General features: G+C 72.8%; 20 protein-coding genes. 6 read left to right on the top strand and 14 right to left on the bottom strand.

Annotated elements, in window-relative coordinates; translation table 11 throughout:
* The coding region (locus ACWDCZ_RS14100) for an N-acetylglucosamine-6-phosphate deacetylase (RefSeq protein WP_449816044.1) at positions 1-770 on the top strand (770 nt) is incomplete at its 5' end.
* A gap of 69 nt (positions 771-839) precedes the next feature.
* On the opposite strand, the gene ACWDCZ_RS14105 is transcribed toward ACWDCZ_RS14100, so the two are convergent.
* A complete protein-coding gene (locus tag ACWDCZ_RS14105; protein WP_049655180.1) occupies positions 840-1,856 on the bottom strand; it encodes a carbohydrate-binding protein in 1,017 nt (338 codons plus the stop codon).
* Between the two features lie 157 nt (positions 1,857-2,013).
* Positions 2,014-3,798, bottom strand: a complete 1,785-nt coding sequence (locus tag ACWDCZ_RS14110) for a diguanylate cyclase domain-containing protein (protein WP_449816045.1) — start codon at positions 3,796-3,798, stop codon at positions 2,014-2,016.
* 362 nt (positions 3,799-4,160) lie between these two features.
* Between ACWDCZ_RS14110 and ACWDCZ_RS14115 the strand changes: the two genes are divergently transcribed.
* A complete protein-coding gene (locus tag ACWDCZ_RS14115) occupies positions 4,161-4,697 on the top strand; it encodes a flavin reductase family protein (RefSeq protein ID WP_369808329.1) in 537 nt (178 codons plus the stop codon).
* Between the two features lie 11 nt (positions 4,698-4,708).
* On the opposite strand, the gene arfB is transcribed toward ACWDCZ_RS14115, so the two are convergent.
* On the bottom strand, positions 4,709-5,143 hold the full coding sequence (gene arfB, locus ACWDCZ_RS14120) for an alternative ribosome rescue aminoacyl-tRNA hydrolase ArfB (protein WP_117489044.1): 435 nt from the start codon (positions 5,141-5,143) through the stop codon (positions 4,709-4,711).
* 98 nt (positions 5,144-5,241) lie between these two features.
* Between arfB and ACWDCZ_RS14125 the strand changes: the two genes are divergently transcribed.
* Together ACWDCZ_RS14125 and ACWDCZ_RS14130 are read left to right on the top strand one after the other, a co-directional pair.
* A complete protein-coding gene (locus tag ACWDCZ_RS14125) occupies positions 5,242-5,739 on the top strand; it encodes a hypothetical protein (RefSeq protein ID WP_369808326.1) in 498 nt (165 codons plus the stop codon).
* Between the two features lie 134 nt (positions 5,740-5,873).
* Positions 5,874-6,449 carry a TerD family protein gene (locus tag ACWDCZ_RS14130; protein WP_049655167.1) on the top strand — a complete coding sequence of 192 codons (576 nt, stop codon included), beginning with the start codon at positions 5,874-5,876 and terminating at the stop codon, positions 6,447-6,449.
* Between the two features lie 88 nt (positions 6,450-6,537).
* Here the strand turns inward: ACWDCZ_RS14130 and ACWDCZ_RS14135 are convergent, their stop codons facing one another.
* From ACWDCZ_RS14135 to ACWDCZ_RS14165, 7 genes are all read right to left on the bottom strand, one after another.
* Positions 6,538-7,638 carry a hypothetical protein gene (locus tag ACWDCZ_RS14135; protein ID WP_387976256.1) on the bottom strand — a complete coding sequence of 367 codons (1,101 nt, stop codon included), beginning with the start codon at positions 7,636-7,638 and terminating at the stop codon, positions 6,538-6,540.
* 214 nt (positions 7,639-7,852) lie between these two features.
* Positions 7,853-8,341: a DUF3180 domain-containing protein gene (locus tag ACWDCZ_RS14140; protein WP_049654061.1), complete on the bottom strand. Its 489-nt coding sequence runs from the start codon at positions 8,339-8,341 to the stop codon at positions 7,853-7,855.
* Between the two features lie 178 nt (positions 8,342-8,519).
* A complete protein-coding gene (gene folK, locus ACWDCZ_RS14145) occupies positions 8,520-9,119 on the bottom strand; it encodes a 2-amino-4-hydroxy-6-hydroxymethyldihydropteridine diphosphokinase (RefSeq protein WP_049654060.1) in 600 nt (199 codons plus the stop codon).
* 120 nt (positions 9,120-9,239) lie between these two features.
* Positions 9,240-9,599, bottom strand: a complete 360-nt coding sequence (gene folB, locus ACWDCZ_RS14150; protein WP_049654068.1) for a dihydroneopterin aldolase — start codon at positions 9,597-9,599, stop codon at positions 9,240-9,242.
* A gap of 246 nt (positions 9,600-9,845) precedes the next feature.
* Positions 9,846-10,325, bottom strand: a complete 480-nt coding sequence (locus ACWDCZ_RS14155; RefSeq protein WP_049654066.1) for a nuclear transport factor 2 family protein — start codon at positions 10,323-10,325, stop codon at positions 9,846-9,848.
* A gap of 28 nt (positions 10,326-10,353) precedes the next feature.
* Positions 10,354-11,226 carry a dihydropteroate synthase gene (folP, locus tag ACWDCZ_RS14160; protein ID WP_049654059.1) on the bottom strand — a complete coding sequence of 291 codons (873 nt, stop codon included), beginning with the start codon at positions 11,224-11,226 and terminating at the stop codon, positions 10,354-10,356.
* Positions 11,227-11,316: 90 nt separating this feature from the next.
* Positions 11,317-13,158 carry a phosphatidylglycerol lysyltransferase domain-containing protein gene (locus ACWDCZ_RS14165; protein ID WP_380741892.1) on the bottom strand — a complete coding sequence of 614 codons (1,842 nt, stop codon included), beginning with the start codon at positions 13,156-13,158 and terminating at the stop codon, positions 11,317-11,319.
* A gap of 377 nt (positions 13,159-13,535) precedes the next feature.
* Here ACWDCZ_RS14165 and ACWDCZ_RS14170 point away from each other — a divergent pair, with 377 nt between their 5' ends.
* The gene (locus ACWDCZ_RS14170; protein ID WP_063780220.1) at positions 13,536-14,690 is read left to right on the top strand and encodes an alpha/beta hydrolase; all 1,155 of its coding nucleotides are present in this window, start codon (positions 13,536-13,538) and stop codon (positions 14,688-14,690) included.
* 113 nt (positions 14,691-14,803) lie between these two features.
* On the top strand, positions 14,804-15,598 hold the full coding sequence (locus ACWDCZ_RS14175) for a ferritin-like domain-containing protein (RefSeq protein WP_049654056.1): 795 nt from the start codon (positions 14,804-14,806) through the stop codon (positions 15,596-15,598).
* Between the two features lie 21 nt (positions 15,599-15,619).
* Here ACWDCZ_RS14175 and folE read toward each other — a convergent pair whose 3' ends face one another.
* The 4 genes from folE to tilS all read right to left on the bottom strand — a co-directional run bounded on the left by folE (position 15,620) and on the right by tilS (position 20,369).
* Positions 15,620-16,225 carry a GTP cyclohydrolase I FolE gene (folE, locus tag ACWDCZ_RS14180; RefSeq protein WP_049654054.1) on the bottom strand — a complete coding sequence of 202 codons (606 nt, stop codon included), beginning with the start codon at positions 16,223-16,225 and terminating at the stop codon, positions 15,620-15,622.
* A 106-nt stretch (positions 16,226-16,331) separates the two neighbouring features.
* The gene (ftsH, locus tag ACWDCZ_RS14185) at positions 16,332-18,386 is read right to left on the bottom strand and encodes an ATP-dependent zinc metalloprotease FtsH (RefSeq protein WP_049654053.1); all 2,055 of its coding nucleotides are present in this window, start codon (positions 18,384-18,386) and stop codon (positions 16,332-16,334) included.
* Between the two features lie 229 nt (positions 18,387-18,615).
* Positions 18,616-19,170 carry a hypoxanthine phosphoribosyltransferase gene (gene hpt / locus ACWDCZ_RS14190; RefSeq protein WP_049654051.1) on the bottom strand — a complete coding sequence of 185 codons (555 nt, stop codon included), beginning with the start codon at positions 19,168-19,170 and terminating at the stop codon, positions 18,616-18,618.
* A gap of 71 nt (positions 19,171-19,241) precedes the next feature.
* Positions 19,242-20,369 (bottom strand): tRNA lysidine(34) synthetase TilS, encoded by a 1,128-nt coding sequence (gene tilS, locus ACWDCZ_RS14195; RefSeq protein ID WP_074006435.1) that lies wholly within the window; start codon positions 20,367-20,369, stop codon positions 19,242-19,244.
* Positions 20,370-20,509: the final 140 nt, after the last annotated feature.

Raw genomic sequence — 20,509 nt, forward strand, 5'->3', positions numbered from 1 at the left:
GCGCCCACCGGCCCGACCTGCTGCGCGACCCCGACCCGGCGCTGGTGCGCAAGCTGGTCGACGCCGCCCGCGGCCACGCCCGGATGGTCACCCTGGCCCCCGAACTGCCCGGCGGCCTGGACTCGGTGCGGATGCTCGCCGACCTCGGGGTGATCGCCGCCGTCGGCCACACCGACTCCGACTACGCCACCACCCTGGAGGCGATCGAGGCCGGCGCCACCGTCGCCACCCACCTGTTCAACGCCATGCCCGGCATCGCCCACCGCGCCCCCGGCCCGATCGTGGCGCTGCTGGAGGACGAGCGGGTCACCGTCGAGCTGATCAACGACGGCGTGCACCTGCACCCCTCCGTCCTGGACCTCGCCTACGGCACCGCCGGCGCGAACCGGGTCGCCCTGATCACCGACGCGATGGGCGCGGCCGGCATGGGCGACGGCCTCTACCCGCTCGGCCCGCTCCAGGTCCAGGTCAAGGACGGCGTGGCCCGGCTGGTCGAGGGCGGTGCGATCGCCGGCTCGACCCTCACCCTGGACGTGGCGTTCAAGCGCTCGGTCACCGTCAACGGGCTGAGCCTGAACCAGGCCGTCGAGTCGCTGTCCGCCACCCCGGCCCGGCTGCTCGGCCTGGGCGACTCGATCGGCTCGCTGGAGACCGGCAAGCTCGCCGACCTGGTCGTGGTCGACTCGGAGGGCTACGACCTGGTCGCGGTGATGCGCCGCGGCCGGTGGATCGTCGGCGGCGAGAGGTTCTCCACCGTCAAACCCGCCTGAGCGACGCCGACGGCCGCCCTCCCCCACGCGGGGACGGGCGGCCGTGGTGTGTCCGGAGGAGGGGCGGGCTCAGCCGCCCGGCTCGATGGTGATCTGGTCGACCAGGACCGCGCCGGAGGGCACCGTGAGGGTCACCGTGTTCGGCCCGGCCTGGAACTGCGGCAGTATCCAGGTGCTGTACCAGGCGGAGGTCTGGTCCTTGGGCTGCGGCCCGTAGATCCTGTACGTCACCCCGCTCGGCCAGTCCTTGCCGTTCACCGCGGCCGAGCCCTTGAACTCCGCGCCCGAGTAGTTGTAGTGCACGGTCAGCTTGTAGGACCCGGCGGTAGCGATCTCGCCGGTCCAGGTCACCGAGCCGCCCGGCTGGAGCGTCAGGTAGCTGCCGTCGGCCGACTTGGCGCCCTTGACGGTGTTGCCGGAGGGCGCGTTCTGCCCCTGGAGCTGGCCGGCGTCCACGGTCGTCGGTCCGGAGACCGGGGTGGCGCTCGCCGAGGGGGAGCCGCTGGCGGTCGTGGCGGTCGGCCCCGGGGTGGTGGGGGCCGGCGGGGCGGTGGTGGCGGTGCCGCCCTTGCCGGTCTTGTTGTCGTCCGGGTCCCCGGTGGAGAGGGCTATGCCCGCCCCGATCGCTATCGCCGCGACCACGGCCACCGCGCCGATCACCGCGCCCTTGCTCCGGCCGCTGCTGCGCGGCTCCTCCCCCGGCTGCGGCCGGGAGTGCTCGGCGTAGCGGGTCTGCTGGGTGGGCGCCGCACCGTACTCGGGCTGCTGCGGCGGGCCGGGCTGGCCGTACGGGGCCTGCGGCTGGCCGCCCGGGTACTGCGGCGGCATGCCCTGCTGGCCGTACGGCTGCTGCTGCTGTTGCTGCTGCGCCCGCGGCGGGTAGCCGTACTGGGCGCGCCCGACCTCCATCGGGCGGCTGTACGGCGTGCGCGGGACCCCCTGCTGCGGCTCGGCCGGCTGCCCGGTGGAACCGTCGGCCGGGCGGTAGAGGTAGCCGAACGGGTCGTCGTCCTGCGGGGCACCGCCCCCCTGGCCCTCGGGCACTCCGTTGCTGCCGGCGGTCGTCACGGTGGTCTGCTCCCCCATCCGGTGCGCCGCCTGCTGCGGGCGGCGCAGATCATGGACGCTGTCGTACCGGGAACCCTACCTGCCGTATGTGACGGCGGGAAAAGAACCCTTGACAACTCACGGGTAACCGGGACCGACCAGGGCCGGCCCGGGCCCGCGGGGGCCGTCCGCCGGCTCAGCCCGCGCGCCGGTGCGAGCGCTCGCCGCGCGCCCCGCGCACCGCCCCGCCCCGGGCCCGCTTCTCGTCGTACATCCGCTCGTCCGCGGTCTGCAGCACCTCCTCGATGCTCATCCCGCAGCCGGCCCAGCCGACGCCGAGGCTCACCCCCACCCGCATCGCCCGTCCGTCGATCCGCATCGGCGGGATGATCGCGCCCCGCAGCCGGTGGGCGAGGTCCTTGGCCTCCTCGCGGCCGATCCCGTCCGCCAGCACCACGAACTCGTCGCCGCCGAGCCGGGCCACCGTGTCGCCGTCCCGGACAGCCTGGCTCAGCCGCCGGGCGACCTCGACCAGCACCGCGTCGCCCGCGTTGTGGCCGAACCGGTCGTTGATCGACTTGAAGCCGTCCAGGTCGCAGAAGAGCACCGCGAGCCCCTTGTCCACCGCCGCCGCGCCCGAGCGGAACGGCGCCGACCAGGCCTCGCCGCCCGGCCCGTACTCGGCCGGGACCACCGCGTGCACGTGCTCCCCGAAGCCCGGGCCGAGCCCGCTCGGCAGCCCCTCGGGCAGGCCGTAGCCGTGCGCCGGCCCGGCGTACCGGTCCGCGCCCTCCGGCCCGTCGTGCGCCGCGTGCGCGCTGTAGGAGTCGGCCGGGTAGCCGTACGGCTGCGGGTAGGCCACCTCGACCTGCCCCCCGGTGGCGCCGACCGGCTGCGGCTGGGCGCAGAGCCGGCGGGCCAGCCGGGCCTTGAGCTCGGCGCCGTTCGGCAGCCCGGTCAGGGCGTCGTGGCTGGCCCGGTGGGCGAGCTGGAACTCGTGCCGCTTGCGGTCCTCGATGTCCTCGACGTGGGTGAGCAGGAAGCTCGGCCCCTCGGCCGCGTCCGCGACGATCGAGTTGCGCAGGCAGACCCACTGGTAGCCGCCGTCCCGCCGGGACAGCCGCAGCTCCGCGCGGCCGCTCTCGGCGCTGGTGCGCTCCAGCAGCGCCCGGTCCTCGGGGTGCACGAGGTCGGCGAAGCTCTGCTGGCGCAGCACCGCCCGGGGCCGGCCGAGCAGTCGGCAGAGCGCGTCGTTCACCCTGGTCAGCTGGCCGCGCCCGACGCCGTGCAGCTCGGTGATCGCCATCCCGCTGGGCGCGTACTCGAAGGCCTGGCGGAAGCTCTCCTCGCTGGCCCGCAGCGCCTGCTGCTCCTTCTCCAGGCGGGCCAGCGCGCGCTGCATCTCGGCCCGCAGCCGGGCGTTGCCGATCGCGATGGAGGCCTGCAGGGAGAACATCTCCAGCGCCTCGCGGGTCCAGGCGCCGGGCCGCTTGCCGCTGCGCGGGCGGTCCACCGAGAGGACGCCGAGGAGGTCGCCGCCGGCGCTGTACATCGGGGCGAGCAGCCCGTCGGCGGGGTGCCAGTCGTTGGCGTACACCGGCAGCGGGCCGTCCCCGATCCAGCGCGGGATGTCGCTGGCGACGGCCCAGCCACGGTCGTACGGCAGGAAGCGCAGGGTGCCCCAGTGGTCGCTGACGCCGAGCAGCCGGTCCCAGGACTCCCGGGAGCCGACCTGGCCGAGCAGGACGGAGGGGCCGCCCATCGGGCTCTCCTCCAGCTCCCAGACGGCCGCCACCACGAGGTCGCCGTCGGGCCGGACGAGGCTGACCGCGGCGGCGTCGAAGCCGAGCCCGTGCACCGCGCCCTCGACCACGGCCTGGAGCGTGCCAGCGAGGCTGCGGGCAGCGTTGAGGTCCGCCACGACCCGGTGCAAGGTGCGGAGGGTCGCGAGACGGACGTACGGCTCCGACTCGGCTTCCATGCGGGGGCTCCCCGGCTGCTTCGGATAGTTCTTGATTGGTTATCGTCCGATTGCCAGAAGAACTGAATCACAGGGAGCACAGCGCTCGGCACGCTCGGTCAGCAATAGGCCATCACTTGTGACTTAAATCACACGAGACTAATGCGCCCTTAATCAGTTCATCTGTCCCGTAGTGGGACATACAGCGCCATCGGAACTTTTCTGGTGGTCGACCGCATTGGCCGCCGACTGAAGCCGACTGCACCCGCCAGTCCGGTCGCTTCACTCCTGAGGGTGAGTTCGGCCACCGGGCGTAACCCTTCGGCCGGACCGCCGGTCCTACGACCAAGGCCCGATGCCGTTCCTCCCGGGTGACGACTACCGTGCGGTACGTGTACCCGTCGCCGCAGCCCGAAGCTGCCCCCCACGCCACGCCCGACGAGTTCCGGGCTGCCCTCTCCCAGCTCGCCGCCGGCGTGAGCCTGGTGACCGTCCACGACCCGGAGGACGGCGAGGACGTCGGCATGACCGCCACGTCCTTCCTCTCGGTGTCGCTGGAGCCGCCGCTGGTGCTGATCTCGGTCCGCGAGGACTCCCGGATGGACGAGGTGCTCTCCCGGGTGGACACCTGGGCGGTCTCGGTGCTGACCGAGGGACAGAAGACGCTCGGCTCCCGGTTCGCCATGAAGGGCCGGCTCAGCGACCGGCTGCTGTTCGCGGACACCCCGCACCACCGCGGCCCGCGCACCGGCGCCCCGCTGGTCGACGGCGCGCTGGCCACCGTCGAGTGCCGCACCGAGCAGCGGATACCCGCCGGCGACCACACCCTGCTGCTCGGCCGCGTCTTGGAGGCCACGGTGCCCGACCCCGGCGGCCGCCCGCTGCTCTACTTCCGCGGCGGCTACCGCACCCTCGGCTGAGGCCGCGCCGGCTACTCGCCGCCCCGCGGCGCCCGGCGGCCCTGCTTCAGCTCGGAGCGGTGCTTCTTGTTCTCCAGCCGCCGCTGGACCATCCCCCGGCTCGGCCTGGTCGCCCGCCGGGCCTTCGGCGGCGGCGCGCACGCCTCGGTCAGCAGCGCCGACAGCCGGGCCGCGGCCGCCTCCCGGTTGCGCCACTGCGAGCGGAACTCCGAGGCCTGGACCACCAGCACCCGGCCGTCCACCAGCCGGCCGGCCAGCCGCTCCAGCGCGCGCTCGCGCCACACCTCGGGCAGCGCCCTGGTCGAGGCCAGGTCGAAGCGCAACTCGGCCTTGGAGTCGGAGGTGTTGACGTGCTGGCCGCCGGGGCCGGAGGAACGCGAGAAGCGCCAGACGAGCTCGGCGTCGGGGACGACCACCGACCCCCGTACGCGGATGGGCTCGGACATGCGCCCATCATCCCGCGCCCGGCCCGTCCGGTCACCCGGATATCGGTACGCCCCCCGCTTCCGCACCCGGTTACCCCCGGGCGCCCCGAGCCCCGACAATGGCGTACGTGATCGAGCTCGGCTACTCCCTCTCCAACCGCTTCCCCGACCCCCCGCAGACGGACTACCGCACCGCGTCCGTGCACGCCCTGCGGTACGACCTGTTCTGCGGCGACGTCTACCTGGACGGCGAGGGCTCGGAACTGTCCACCGCCTGGGGCTGGGTGCCCGTGCTCGACTTCGCGTGGGCGCTGTGCGACGTCGCCGAACTCCTGGACCGCGACCCGGACGGCGTCCGGGCCGCCCGGGTGCAGACCGCCGACCTCGACTTCACCCAGAACACCGAGCTGCTGCGCTTCGCCCGCCGCTTCAACTGGGTCGAGGTCACCGCCACCTGGCTGCCGGACGAGCCGCCGGTGGTGGTCCGCCACGGCGAGCTGCGGCGCGAGGCCCGGGACTTCCTCCAGGACACCCTGGCCGACCTCTTCGACATGCACCCCGACCTGGCCGACAACCCGAACATCTGGACGCTGCAGGGCCGGTTCCGGCGCATCTGACACGTCCTTTGCCCGGTCTTTGCCCTCCGTTGGGCGCCCACGAAGAATTCACGGCCCCTGCGGAACCAAGCCACCGCGGTATTGCGTTGTCCCGGGAAATAGCGAACGAAGCGAACGAAGGGACTGCAATCGTCATGCCAGTGAGCCTCTCCAAGGGTGGCAACGTCTCGCTGACCAAGGAGGCCCCCGGCCTGTCCGCGGTCACCGTCGGCCTGGGTTGGGACGTCCGCACCACGACCGGCGCCGAGTTCGACCTCGACGCCAGCGCGATCGTCCTGAACGCGGACGGCAAGGTGCTGTCCAACGGCCACTTCGTCTTCTTCAACAACACCAGCACGCCGGACAACACCGTCGTGCACACCGGTGACAACCGCACCGGCGAGGGCGCGGGCGACGACGAGTCGATCAACATCAACCTGGCCGGCCTGCCGGTCGAGGCCGCCAAGATCACCTTCCCGGTCACCATCTACGACGGCACCGCCCGCGGCCAGAACTTCGGCCAGGTCCGCAACGCCTACATCCGCGTGGTGAACGCGGCCGGCGGCGCCGAGATCGCCCGCTACGACCTCTCCGAGGACGCCGCCACCGAGACCGCGATGATCTTCGGCGAGCTCTACCGCAACAACGGGGAGTGGAAGTTCCGCGCCGTCGGCCAGGGCTACGCCTCCGGCCTGGCCGGCATCGCCCAGGACTTCGGCGTCCAGCTCTGACGCACCCGCGGACAACGCCGCGGCGCGGGAAGTCGGTCCGTCCGACTCCCCGCGCCGCGGTTTCTCCGTTTCCGGGGCCCGGCGGGCCTCAGCGCGAGGCGCGCAGCTCCGGCAGCTGGATCAGCTCGGTCTCGTCCTCCGGCGTCAGGTCCACCACGGTCGGCCCGCCCTGCTCCGGCCGCTCGGCCGACTCCGCCGCCCGGGCCTCGGCCACGGCCTTCTCGGCCACCGCCTCGTCGCCCACCACGTCCGCCAGGTCGGCGCGCTCCCCCAGTTCGGCGACGCTGCCCACCGCCGGTGCCGGGGCCGCCGGGCGCGCCGGGGCAGCCGCACCGCGGCCGAAGAAGCTGAAGCCCTGCCCGCGGGCCGGACCGGACTGCGCCGGGCGCGGCCGCTGCCGCTCCACCGGCGCGGGCGCCGCGGCCGGCCCGGCCGACGCGCCGCCGAGCTGACCGACCGTCGCGGTCAGCGCCGGACGCACCGGCTCGGGCCGCACCGGCGCCGGGGCCGCCGGAGCCCGCCCCGGGGTCGGCACCGAGGGCGCCACCGGGGCCGGCACGGCCACCGACGCGGCCGGGGCGACCGGCGACTCCTTCGCGGGCTTCCGCAGGGCCACCTCCGCGCCCGCCGTACGCGCCCGCCGGGCCTCCTGCTCCGCCGCGCGGCGCTCCAGCAGCCGCAGCACGGACGCCGCCCGCACGTAGGCGGCCGGGCTGGCCGGATGCTTCGGACGGCTCGCGGCGAGCGCCTGCTGGGCCGCCTCGGCCTCCTTGAGCGCCTGCTCGGCCACCGCCACGGCCCGCTCGCGCAGCAGCCGGGCGATCTCGGTCTCGGCCTTCGCCAGCCGCGACTTCTCCGCCGTCAGCCGCCGCCCGAACCGGGTGGCCCGCTCCTCGGCGACCTCCGCCGCGTACTCGGCCTCGGCCAGCTGCTCCTCGAACCGCTCCTCGGCGCGCAGCCGCTGGGCCGCGGACGTCTCGGCGGCCGCCCGGGCCGCCTTGTCCCGCTGGCGCAGCAGCAGCGCGAAGCCGAGCGTCGCGATCACCGCCGCGACGCCCACCGAGCGCACCAGGACGGTGTCCTGACTGAAAAGCAGAGCGGCCAGTGCGGCGACCAGCAGCACGCCGGCGGCGGTGGGGGGAAAGACCCGGCCGAGGACGGAGGAATGACGGTGGCGTCCGCGAGACATGTCCAAGAAACTAGCGTGCGAATTGGGGGCCTGTCAGCCCAGGGTCCCCTTCCGCCCTTGACAGGGTGCGGTTTTTACCGCACGTGCCCGGATTCTCACGCAAGATCACGAAGAAAGCCCTGCTCAGCGGTGCCGACCAGGCGGACGGTGCCGGCGGGGCCGTCGAGGCCCCCGTGACGCCCGGGCGGCGCCCCGGCGCTGCCCCGGCCGCGTCTCAGCGGTGCGACGCCGCCGGACCGCCCGGGTCGTCGTGGTTCTCCGGCAGCTTGCACACGTGCTGGATCCAGAGCGCCGCCGCGATCACCGCGGCCCCCGCCAGCACCGCGAGCCCGGCCGTCACGGCCTGGTCCTTGCGGGCCGACACGTCCAGCTCGCCCAGCAGGTAGATCCCGGCCCCCGCGTAGATCCCGGTGACCACCGAGGAGACCAGCGCGCTGGCCTGCCCCAGCACCACCGCCCGGGCCGCCAGCAGCGGGTCGACCCCCTTCGCCCCGGGCTGCCGCTCGCGCACCGCCTTCAGCCGGGCCCGCAGCGACAGCGCGGTCGCCAGCAGGACCACCGCGACCGCCGCCAGCACCACCGGCGCCGCGGCCGGCACCGCCGGCAGCGTGTCCACGGAGGCCCACAGCTTGGAGCCGGCCCAGGACAGCGCCGTCGTGGCGGCGGTGATGCCGATCAGGAGGCGGAGGCGAAGCAGCTTCACTCGGAGGAGGTCCTTCCCGGGTACCCGAACCGGCCGCCCGCCCGGTGGCGCGGCGACGCCAGGCCACCGTACCGGGCCCGGCCGGGCGGGCACCCGCGTGAGCGGCGGACACCTACTCGTACGGCCGGGCCCCCGGCCGAGTTCCCCGGGCAACGGCCCCGGTCACCGGCCTCCGGACCTACTCGGGCAGCGTCAGCCCGATGTCCTCGCGGCGCTTCACGCCCTGCGCGTCCGGACCGCCCAGCGCGGTCAGCAGCGCGTCCACCCGCCCGTGCCCGGGCACCTCGGCCTCCGGCTGGGCGTCCAGCCAGGGGGCGAGCACGAAGGCCCGCTCGTGCGAGCGCGGGTGCGGCAGCAGCAGCTGCGGGTCGTCGCTCAGCACGCCCTCGTAGGCCAGGATGTCGACGTCCAGGGTGCGCGGGCCCCAGTGGACGGTCCGCACCCGCCCGAAGGCGTCCTCGATGGCGTTGCCGCGCTCCAGCAGGTCCCGCGGGGGCAGCGAGGTGCGCAGCACCACGACCGCGTTGTAGTAGTTCGGCTGCTCCTCGGGCCCGCCGACGGCCTCGGTCTCGTACACCGCGGAGACGGCCTTGATCTTCAGCCCCGGGGTGTCGGCGAGCGCGTCGACGGCCCCCTGGAGGGTGTCCAGCCGGTTGCCCAGGTTGCTGCCGAGCGCGATCACCGCGCAGCGCTGGCTGTGCAGCGTGGTGTCGGCGGAGTCCACCCGGCTCTCCAGGTCGAACGCGTTCGGCGTGGCGGTCGGGTCACTGGTGCTCATGCGCCCGCCTCGCTTCGCTCAGCAGGGGCACTCACCCATGCGCACCTCTTGATCATCCGCTCGCTTCGCTCGCTCATCGGAAAACGTCCTCTACATCGGATACCGGGCGCGCGGTGGGGGTCATGCGCGGCCCCGGTGGATGGTCACGGTCACGTCGTCGAACGGCACGGTGATCGGGGCGTCCGGCTTGTGCACGGTGACCTCGACCTCCTCGACCGCTTCGTGCTTGAGGCACTGGTCGGCGATCCGCTGGGCCAGCGTCTCGATCAGGTCGACCGGCTCCCCGGCGATGATCGCGGTGACCTCCTCCGCCACCAGCCCGTAGTGCGCGGTGCGGGTGAGGTCGTCTCCGGCCGCGGCGGGGCGGGTGTCCAGGTGGAGCACGAGGTCGACCACGAAGGTCTGACCCTCGACGCGCTCGCGCTCGAAGACGCCGTGGTGGCCCCGGGCTCGCAGCCCCCGCAGGGTGACGCGGTCCAGCAAACGAATCACTGCTCCCAGTCGGACGGGCCCCGCCCGGAGAAAGGCATGGACGGGCAGGGCGAAGGCGGGCGGCACGCCCGCCACTCCGTTTCGAATCTACCCGCGAGCACGGACAACGCCTGACCGTCCTACCCGGCACGAACCGACGCCACGCGCACCGATATGGCGATTGACGTGAACGTTCGGTGACCACTCGGAAATTCCCGGCGACTTCCCGGCACCGCATTTCCGCAAGTGCCGGAATCAGCTCTCCTCGTCGTCGTCCCCGCTGGTCAGAACGGGTGAACCGTGATGCGACCAGAGCTTCCACCCGGCCGGGGTACGACGGAACAGATTCGTCGACACGACCTTTCCGCCGACCAGCGGCCCGAGTTCCCCCTCCTCCTCCGACTCTCCGCCGGACAGGATGTTCTCGGTGCACGTGACAAGGGCCACATCACCGTGCACCTCGGCCTCGACATCGGTCAGGAAGAACTGGATGTACTCCGTGTTCATCATGATCAGCATGTACGAACGGGTCACCTGGGCCCGGCCGCGGAGCACCGGCCAGCCCGGGTGCACGCACACCACGCCACCCTTGTCGTCGGCGTCCGCGGCGCCCAGCCAGGCATCCTCGACCGCTTCCAGGTCCCCCCGTTCCAGCGCCTCGTAGAGCCCCTGGTTCGCCGCCAGAACGGCCTCCAGGTCCGCCTCGCGGGCCCGCCCGGCCGTACCGCCGCTCAACCTGCCGTCACCTGTCACAGACCCTCCCTCACCCCAACCGCGCCGCGTGCTGCCAGGCCGCGACCACCCGGACGGCATCCGCCGTGCCGGACACGTCGTGCACCCGCACCGCCCAGGCTCCCGCCCGTGCGGACAGCACCGACACCGCGGCCGTCGCGTCGTCGCGCTCCCGGGCCGGGCGCAGTTCCCCGGTTGCCGGGTCGGCGAGCAGCGTACCCAGGAACCGCTTGCGCGAAGCCGCCACGAGCACGGGACGGCCGAGCGCGGTGAGCGCGTCCAGCCGGCCGAGCAGCGCCCAGTTGTGCTCGGAGGTCTTGGCGAAGCCGAGCCCCGGGTCGAGGATCAGCTGGTCCTCCTTGACCCCGGCCGCCAGCAGCGCGTCCACCCGGTCGGTCAGCTCGGCGACCACGTCCCGCACGACGTCGTCGTAGACGGCCATCCGGTCCATGTCGGCGGACTGCCCGCGCCAGTGCATCACCACGAAGGGCGCGCCGGTCTCGGCGACCACCCGGGCCATCGCCGGGTCGGCGAGCCCCCCGGAGACGTCGTTGACGATCGCGGCGCCGGCCTCGACGGCCCGCTCGGCGACCGAGGCGCGCATGGTGTCCACCGAGACCACCACCCCGGCGTCGGCGAGCTCGCGCACCACCGGGATCACCCGGCGCAGCTCCTCCTCCTCGGGGACCCGCTGCGAGCCCGGCCGGGTGGACTCGCCGCCGACGTCCACCAGGTCGGCACCGCGGGCCCGCAGCGCGAGGCCGTGCGCGATCGCCTTGGCGGGGTCGTGCCACATCCCGCCGTCCGAGAAGGAGTCGGGCGTGACGTTGACCACGCCCATCACGGCGCAGCGCTCCAGTCGCGGCAGACCGGCCGGCAGGGAGAAGGAGGGCGAATCGTTCATGCTTCCCATTATCGAACGGGGCCCCCGCCGAGGATTCTCGGCGGGGGCCCCGTTCCGTGCCGTCGCGGCCCCGAAGGCCCGCGACGGGCCTCAGGCGGCCTCGGTGACCTCACGGGTCGACGGGACCGGCATCAGCCCCTCGCGCTGGCGCCGGCGGCCGAAACGCGGCATCCCGAGCGTGATGAAGGCCTCCGCCTGCATCGCGGCGAAGCCGATCCGCGGCAGGTCCCGGGTGCTCGGGAAGACCAGGAAGCGCGGCTCCCACTCGGGCTGGAACTTGGCGTTGAACTTGTACAGCGACTCGATCTGGAACCAGCGCGACAGGAACACCAGCAGCCCCCGCCAGGCGCGCAGCACCGGGCCGGCGCCGATCCGCTCGCCGCGGGCCAGCGCCGAGCGGAACATCGCGAAGTTGAGCGACACCCGGCGCACGCCCATCGCGGGCACCGCCTGCAGCGCGGCGACGATCAGCAGCTCGTTCAGTCCCGGGTCGGCGGCGCGGTCGCGGCGCATCAGCTCCAGCGAGATGCCGTCCGGCCCCCAGGGCACGAAGTGCAGCACGGCCTTCAGGTCGTCGCCCTCCTCGCCCTCCTCCGGGGCCTTGTGGGCGGTGACCACCACGCAGTCGTCGTCCAGCGGGTCGCCGAAGCGGCCGAGGGCCATCGAGAAGCCGCGCTCGGTGTCGGTGCCGCGCCAGCGGGCGGCGGCGTCGGCGATCCGGTACTTCTCCTCCACGGTGAGCTCGGAGACCCGGCGCACCTGGCAGGAGTAGCCGTTGCGCTCGATCCGCTTGACCATCTGGCGCACGTTGCGCATGGCCCGGCCGGAGAGCGAGAAGGACGCGGTGTCCACGATCGCCTCGTCGCCCAGCTCCAGCGCGTCCAGGCCCGCCTCACGGGTCCAGACCTCGCCGCCGACCTCGCTGCACCCCATCACGGCCGGCACCCAGGCGTGCTCGCGGGCCTCGGCCATGAACACCTTGATCGCACCCGGCCAGGCCTCGACGTCGCCGACCGGGTCGCCGGAGGCCAGCATCACGCCGGAGACCACCCGGTAGGAGATCGCGGCCTTGCCGGTGGGCGAGAACAGCACGCTCTTGTCGCGGCGCAGCGCGAAGTAGCCGAGCGAGTCGCGCTCGCCGTGCCGCTTGAGCAGCTCGCGGACCTTCTCCTCGTCCTCCGCCGTCAGCTCGGGCTTCGGCTTGCCCGGGCGCAGCGCCAGGTACGCGGTGGTGAAGGCGGTCAGCAGGCCGAGCCCGCCGAGCAGGTAGGCGACCAGGTCGGACATCCGGACGTTGTTGTACCGGATCGGGCCCTCGAAGCCGAACAGTCCGTACCCGACGTGCTGCAGGCGCTCGGTCAGGCCCGGGTGGCCGATCTCGTACTTGGTCCGGGTGCTCACGATCAGCAGGCCGAGCAGCACGCTGAGGACGCCCATGACGACCAGGTTGACCACCGCCCGCCAGCGGGTGCGCGGGTCGGCCTTGGCGTAGAACTCGCGCTGGTGGACCAGCATCACGGCGAGGACCACCAGCGAGACGACCGCCGGGCCGATCTGGTGCCAGCGCACGATGTGCAGTCCGGCGCTGACCGGCAGCAGCACGCAGACCGCCCGCCAGGCCCGCCGCTTGCGCCGGCGCAGCGCGTGCGCCAGCGGCACCAGCAGGATGCCGACCATCAGCGCGCCGACCGCCGCCAGGCTGGTGGTGCCGCCCGGCAGCTGCCCCGCGAAGGTGTGCACCTTCGTGTGCCGGAGCCTGGGGAACACCGCGCTGGCGATGTCCACGAGCCCGATCAGCAGACAGGCGTAGCCGACCGCTCCGGGGAGCCAGGCCCTCGGGACGGCGGACGCCTGGTTGCGCAGCGTCTGCAGGCCGCGGCGACGGCGCGGCGGCTGCTCGGGGCTCGGCTCAACGGACACGGGAACGCTCATGGAAGCTCAGCGTAGAGGCTGCGGTGCGGTGTCCGGTCACTCCGGGGGAGGACGCGTGATGGACCTTCATGCCTATTCCTTCATCAGGCAATGCGCATACCAAGGACCCGGAAACGGTCGGTAAACCGGGGCCGTGGTCGCGCTGCGGGTTGAGCCGGCGGTGGGAGCCGGGGGCCCGCCGCAGCGTGGCGCGACGGGACCCTCCGGGACGCGTTACGTACGGTGGACGCCGCATTCTAGGGCGCCGGTTGCCTCCGGCTCTCCCCGCCCTACCAGCCCGCCCGGGCATCCGGACAGCCTAGCCACGGTGGCCCGGCCTGACGGACCGCCAGACGATGAAGCCTGCACCGACAGTGTCCCACCGGAAGGCCGACGGCATGGAACTGACCAGCGACGCGCTGGTGAACTCGCTTCTCGCACTCGGCGCCGCGGCGGTCGTCACGACCCTGTGGCTCTGGCCGCGGCTGGCGCCGCAACGTCCGCTGCCGGTGCTCGGCCGGATCGGGTTACTGACGGTCGTTCAAGCCTCGGTCCTGGCCGTGCTCGCGCTGTCGGTGAACAACTCCTTCGGGTTCTACACCTCCTGGGACGACCTGCTCAGCCCCGGCGGCGCCAAGCTCGCGCTGGCCGGCAACGAGAACCACAGGGGCGGCACCCCGGTCCCCGACGCGCTGGTCCAGCCCACCACCGAGGGCGGCCTGGAGACCATCACCAACCTGCCGAAGGGCCCGCCCGAGGAGGTCGGCAGGATCGAGTCGGTCCGGGTGAGCGGCAAGGAGACGGGCTTCTCCGACCAGATGTTCGTCTACCTGCCGCCCGCGTACTTCGACCCGAAGCTCACCCTGGTCCGCTTCCCCGTCCTGCTGGCCATCGCCGGCTACCCGGGCACCACCCTGAACCTGCTGCACGAGCTACCCCTCGCCCAGACCGCGATCGAGCTGCAGCGCTCCGGCAAGATGCCGCCGACCGTCCTGGTGATGGCCCGCCCGGCGGTCGTCCCGTCCCGGGACACCGAGTGCGTGGACGTCCCCGGCGGGCCGCGCACCGAGACCTGGTTCGTCAAGGACGTCCCCGAGGCCATCCTCAGCGCCTACCGGGTCGGCCGCACGGCCGGCTCCTGGGGCACCCTCGGCTACTCCACCGGCGGCAGCTGCGCGCTGCGCCTGGCGATGCGCTTCCCGAACGTCTACGGCAGCGCGGCGAGCCTGCACGGCGACTTCACCGTGCGCCAGGACAACTACACCGGCGGCGACCTCTTCAACGGCGACAAGGCGCTGGCCCAGCAGCACGACCTCGGCTGGCGGCTGCAGAACCTGCCGGTCCCGGCGCTCAACGTGCTGGCGGTCTCCACCCGCGCGGAGGGGGACTACCCGCAGACCGTCCAGTTCGTCGACCTCGCCACCAGGACCGCGGCGGCCAACCCCCAGTTCAAGATCGACTCGCTCTACCTGGACGACGGCGGGCACAACTTCGACAGCTGGACCAGGGAGCTGCCGGCCACCCTCGAATGGCTGGGCTCGCACCTCGGCTAGCGCACGTGGGTGACTACCCGCCGGTCGGCCCGCCCGGCCGGCGGCCCGGGGGAACGTATCGCGACCGCCCGTCGGCCCCCGCCGGGCGCCCCCGGACCCGCGCAGGAGGCACTGTGCTGAGCACCCGCTCGCTCTTCGACGAGATCTACCGCAACGACCAGGCGTACCAGCTGTTCTGCAGCATCGCGGCCGGCGGCGAGGACCAGGGCGGCTGGGAGAACGAGCGGATCGCCGCCCTCACCCGGGACCCGGTCCTCGCCCCGAAGGTCGCCCGGCACGGTGCCGACGAGCGCAAGCACGGCCGGATCTTCGCCCAGCTGCTGAACCGGCGCGGCCTGCCCAAGGTGCCCGTGCCCGACGAGACCGACTACTGCATGCTGCTGGAGCGCCAGGGCATCGGCCTCTCGCACGAACGGCTGAACAGCGACGTCCCGCTGACCGACCGCGAGCTCATCACCTACCTCGCGCACAGCCGGGTCACCGAGCAGCGCGCCGCCGAGCAGATGCGGCAGCTGGTCAGGGCGTACGCGGACAACCCGGCCCTCGGCCGGGCGATGCGGGTGATCTCCGCCGACGAGGACGACCACCTCGCCTACTGCCACGAGGAGCTGCTGCGGCTGATCTCCGAGGGCCACGGCCCGTACGTCCGGCACGCCCTGGAGACCAGTGCCCGGGGCGAGGTCCGCACCTACCGGGACGTCGGCCTCGCCGTCACCGCCCGGATGGCCCGGATCCTGCGCTGGCCGCGCTGGCAGCTCGCCCTGATCACCCTCGGGGTGCGCGCGCTCCACCTGTACGACCGCGCCTACGGCTGGCGCCGGATGGTCACGCTGCGGATGCCCGAGCACCGCAACGCGCTGGGCACCCCGGCTCCGCCGCACGCGGAGCACGAGGTGCCCGGTTCCTGAACCGTCGGCCCGGCCGGCGCCCTACCGGCCGATGATGAGGCTCATCGCCTCGGCCCGGGTGGCCGGGTCGCGCAGCTGGCCGCGCACGCAGGAGGTGATGGTCTTGGCGCCGGGCTTGCGGATGCCGCGCATCGACATGCACATGTGCTCGCACTCGACCACGACGATCGCCCCGCGCGGCTCCAGGATCCGCATCAGCGCGTCGGCGACCTGGCTGGTCAGCCGCTCCTGCACCTGCGGCCGGCGGGCGTAGACGTCGACCAGCCGGGCGAGCTTGGACAGCCCGGTGATCTTGCCGCTGGTGGACGGGATGTACCCGACGTGGGCCACGCCGCGGAACGGCACCAGGTGGTGCTCGCAGACCGAGGTCAGCTCGATGTCCTTGACCAGCACCATCTCGTCGTGGCCGAGGTCGAAGGTGGTGGTGAGGACGTCCTCGGGCTCCTGCCACAGGCCCGCGAATATCTCCTTGTAGGCGCGCGCCACCCGGGCCGGGGTCTCCAGCAGGCCCTCGCGGTCCGGGTCCTCCCCGACGGCGAGGAGCAGCTCGCGGATGGCGTTCTCGGCCCGCTTCTGGTCGAAGGTACCGACGGCGGGCGGACCGTCGAAGGTCACCGGGTCGATCATGCGGGCCTCGCTTATGTATCGGAAGACTCTGGCTGAACAGCACGGATGCCGCGCCTCCAGGGTACAAACCCTGGTGACGCGGCATCCATTCCCTACGGAGCGGGGGTCAGCCCTCGGTCGGCGGCTCGGTGGCCGGCAGCGGCGGGAGCTTCACGACGTCCACCGGAGCGGCCTCGCCGGAGGCGGCGCCGTTGGTGAGCGCCAGCTCCTTCGGGGACTGCACCGGAGGCCGGGTGGACGGCGTGCGGCGGGCGGAGCCCGTCCAGGCCGGCCGGGTCGGGCGCTTGACGATCGGGGCGAAGACCTCGGCGATCTGCTCCTTGTTCAGGGTCTCCTTCTCCAGGAGCTCCAGGACCAGGTTGTCGAGCACGTCGCGGTTCTCGACCAGGATCTCCCAGGCCTCGTTGTGCGCCGTGTCGATGAGCTTCTTGACCTCTTCGTCGACCAGCCCGGCGACCTCTTCCGAGTAGTCGCGCTGGTGGCCCATCTCGCGGCCGAGGAACGGCTCCGAGTTGTCCGAGCCGAACTTGATCGCGCCGAGGCGCTCGGTCATGCCGTACTGGGTGACCATGGCCCGGGCCGTCGCGGTGGCCTTCTCGATGTCGTTCGAGGCACCGGTGGTCGGGTCGTGGAAGACCAGCTCCTCCGCCGCGCGCCCGCCCATCATGTAGGCGAGCTGGTCGAGCATCTCGTTGCGGGTGGTGGAGTACTTGTCCTCGTCCGGCAGCACCATGGTGTAGCCGAGGGCCCGGCCGCGGGACAGGATGGTGATCTTGTGCACCGGGTCGCTGTACTGGCAGGCCGCCGCGACCAGGGCGTGGCCGCCCTCGTGGTACGCGGTGATCTTCTTCTCCCGGTCGGACATGATCCGCGTGCGCTTCTGCGGACCGGCCACGACGCGGTCGATCGCCTCGTCCAGGATGCCGTTGTCGATCAGCTTCTTGTCCGAGCGGGCGGTCAGCAGCGCCGCCTCGTTGAGGACGTTCGACAGGTCGGCACCGGTGAAGCCGGGGGTGCGCTTGGCGACGGCCGACAGGTCGACGTCGGGCGCGATCGGCTTGCCCTTCTGGTGCACCTTGAGGATGTCCAGCCGGCCCTGGAGGTCGGGGCGCTCGACCGCGATCTGGCGGTCGAAGCGGCCCGGGCGCAGCAGCGCCGGGTCCAGGATGTCGGGGCGGTTGGTCGCGGCGATCAGGATCACGCCGCCCTTGACGTCGAAGCCGTCCATCTCGACCAGCAGCTGGTTGAGGGTCTGCTCGCGCTCGTCGTGGCCGCCGCCGAGGCCCGCACCGCGGTGCCGGCCGACGGCGTCGATCTCGTCGACGAAGACGATCGCCGGGGCGTTCGCCTTGGCCTGCTCGAAGAGGTCGCGGACGCGGCTGGCGCCGACACCGACGAACATCTCGACGAAGTCCGAGCCGGAGATGGAGTAGAAGGGCACCCCGGCCTCGCCCGCGACGGCGCGGGCCAGCAGGGTCTTGCCGGTGCCGGGCGGGCCGTAGAGCAGCACGCCCTTGGGGATCTTGGCGCCGACGGCCTGGAACTTGGCCGGCTCCTGGAGGAACTCCTTGATCTCGTGGAGCTCCTCGACCGCCTCGTCCGCGCCGGCGACGTCGGCGAAGGTGGTCTTCGGGGTGTCCTTGGTGAGCAGCTTGGCCTTGGACTTGCCGAACTGCATGACCCTGGAGCCGCCGCCCTGCATCTGGTTCATCAGGAACAGGAAGACCAGGACGATGATCACGATCGGGAGCATCGACAGCAGCAGGCTGACGAAGGTGCTCTGCTTCTCCGGGCTGATCGTGTAGCCCTCGGCGAGCGTGCTCGAGTCCTTGTCGTTGACCTGGGCCTGGAGCTTGTCGGCGATGGCGACACCCTGGTCGCCGATGTAAGAGGCCTGGAACTTGGTACCGGACGGGGTCTTGCCCGTTCCGGCACTGGGCAGCGTGGCGCCGTCCTTGAGCTGGATCTTGATCGTGTTCGAGTCACCGGTGGTGATCTGCGCCGACTTGACGTTGTGCGCGTCGATCGCCGCGACGACCTGACCGGTGTCCACCGTCTTGTAGCCGTTGGAGTCCGAAACGACCTGCATCAGCACGATGACGGCGAGGACGGCCAGCACGATCCACATGATCGGCGCACGGAAGTATCGCTTGACGTCCATCCATGCGGGGCGTTGCCGCCCCGTCCCTCCTGCCACTCAACGGCGCCGGGGGGCTGTTGGGCCGCGGCGCAATCCGATTGGTGCTCATGTGAAGAGCGGTTTATTGGACCGTACCGCAGTCGGACCCACCCATGGCGGGAGCACGGCGAGACGGCTGTGGTTCTTTGTCCCCGGGGGTCCAACGGGCGGGAACGGCCTACTGTTCCCGCCCGTAACCCGAACGGGGCCGTCAGCCGCCGTAGACGTGCGGGGCGAGGGTCCCGATGAAGGGGAGGTTGCGCAGCTTCTCCGCGTAGTCCAGGCCGTAGCCGACCACGAACTCGTTGGGGATGTCGAAGCCGACGTACTTGACGTCGATCTCGACCTTGGCGGCGTCCGGCTTGCGGAGCAGCGCGCAGACCTCCAGCGAGGCCGGACCGCGCGAGCCCAGGTTGCCGAGCAGCCAGGACAGCGTCAGACCGGAGTCGATGATGTCCTCGACGATCAGGACGTCACGGCCGGCGATGTCGGTGTCCAGGTCCTTCAGGATCCGCACCACACCGGAGGACTTGGTGCCCATCCCGTACGAGGAGACGGCCATCCAGTCCATGGTGACCTGCGAGTGCAGGGTCCGGGCCAGGTCGGCCATGACCATCACAGCCCCCTTGAGGACGCCGACGATCAGCAGGTCCTTGCCTGCGTAGTCCCGGTCGATTCGCTCGGCCAGCTCCAGGAGCTTGGCGTCGATCTCGTCCTTGCTGATGAGCACCTTCGCGAGGTCAGCGCCCATGTCGTTCTGGTCCACCGGGGATACGTCCTCAAACGTTCGGGGTCTGTGTGGCCGGCGGTCGGCTCCCCCTGGGCATGCCTCGCCCGTCAGTCGCCCTGCCGCCGAAAGACCAGCGTGCCACACCTGCGGGTGGCCTCGACGCCCCCGGGTAGGTGCAGCGGGCCCTGTCCGCGCCATCCGGTGACCAGCAGGTCGATCGTCTCCAGGTGCCGGGCGAACAGGTCCCCGGCCGGACAGCCCGCCCGCAGCGCGGCCCGGCGCAGCACCCGGCGGCGCACCGCGGGCGGCAGTTCGGCCAGCTTCACGGCGTCCAGGGCGCCGTCGCCCGTACGGAGGTCGCGTTCGGCCAGTGCGGCCCACTGGTCGAGGGCGTCGGCGTCGTCGCGGAACAGCCGGGCGGTGCGGGCCAGCGCCTCGACCACCCCGCCGCCCAGGTGCTTCTCCAGGACCGGCAGCACCTCGTGGCGGACCCGGGAGCGGGTGTAGGCGGGATCACAGTTGTGCGGGTCGTCCCAGACCGGGATCGACTGGGCGGCGCAGGCCTGCCGGGTGGCCGCCCGGTCCAGCTCCAGCAGCGGGCGGCGGTAGCGGCCCTTCTGGGCGGGCATCCCGGCCAGCGAGCGGGAGCCGGAGCCGCGGGCCAGGCCCAGCAGCACGGTCTCGGCCTGGTCGTCCCGGGTGTGGCCGAGCAGCACCGCGATCGCGCCGTGGCGGTCGGCGGCCGCGTCCAGGGCGGCGTAGCGGGCGTCCCGGGCGGCGGCCTCCGGGCCCCCGGCGCGGCCGACCCGGACCGGGACCGCCTCCACCGGGTCGAGGCCGAGGCTGCGCAGCCGGTCGGCCACCTGGGCGGCGCGCTCGGCGGATCCCGCCTGGAGGCCGTGGTCGACGGTGACGGCGCCGACCCGCAGGCCGATCTTGGGGGCCTCGAAGGCGGCGGCGATGGCCAGCGCCATCGAGTCGGCGCCGCCGCTGACCGCGACCAGGACCAGCGGCGAGCCGGGCGCGGCCGGGGTCCGGGGCAGACCGGAGGGGTGGCGCGCGGCGTTGCCGATCAGGGTGGTGCCGACCGCGGCACCCACCAGCGGCGCCCCGGCCGGGCGCTCCCGCGGTCGGCGCACCGGCGCGGTGAAGGTGGAACCGGCCTCGGCGGCGAGGTCGGTGAGCGTACGGCGAACGGCCAGGCGTATCGCGGCGACGGCGGGGTGAGGACCCACGGCGGACGACTCCTCGACGGAGGGGGGACAGGACGTGCGGCGGACGCGGCGGGGACCGCGCACCCGCATGAGCACCCGGTTACCGGGCGCTCACAGATGGTGGCAGATAGTGGCTACCCACTACGCCACCCGCGCCCCCG

The organism is Kitasatospora sp. NPDC001225, assembly GCF_053597855.1.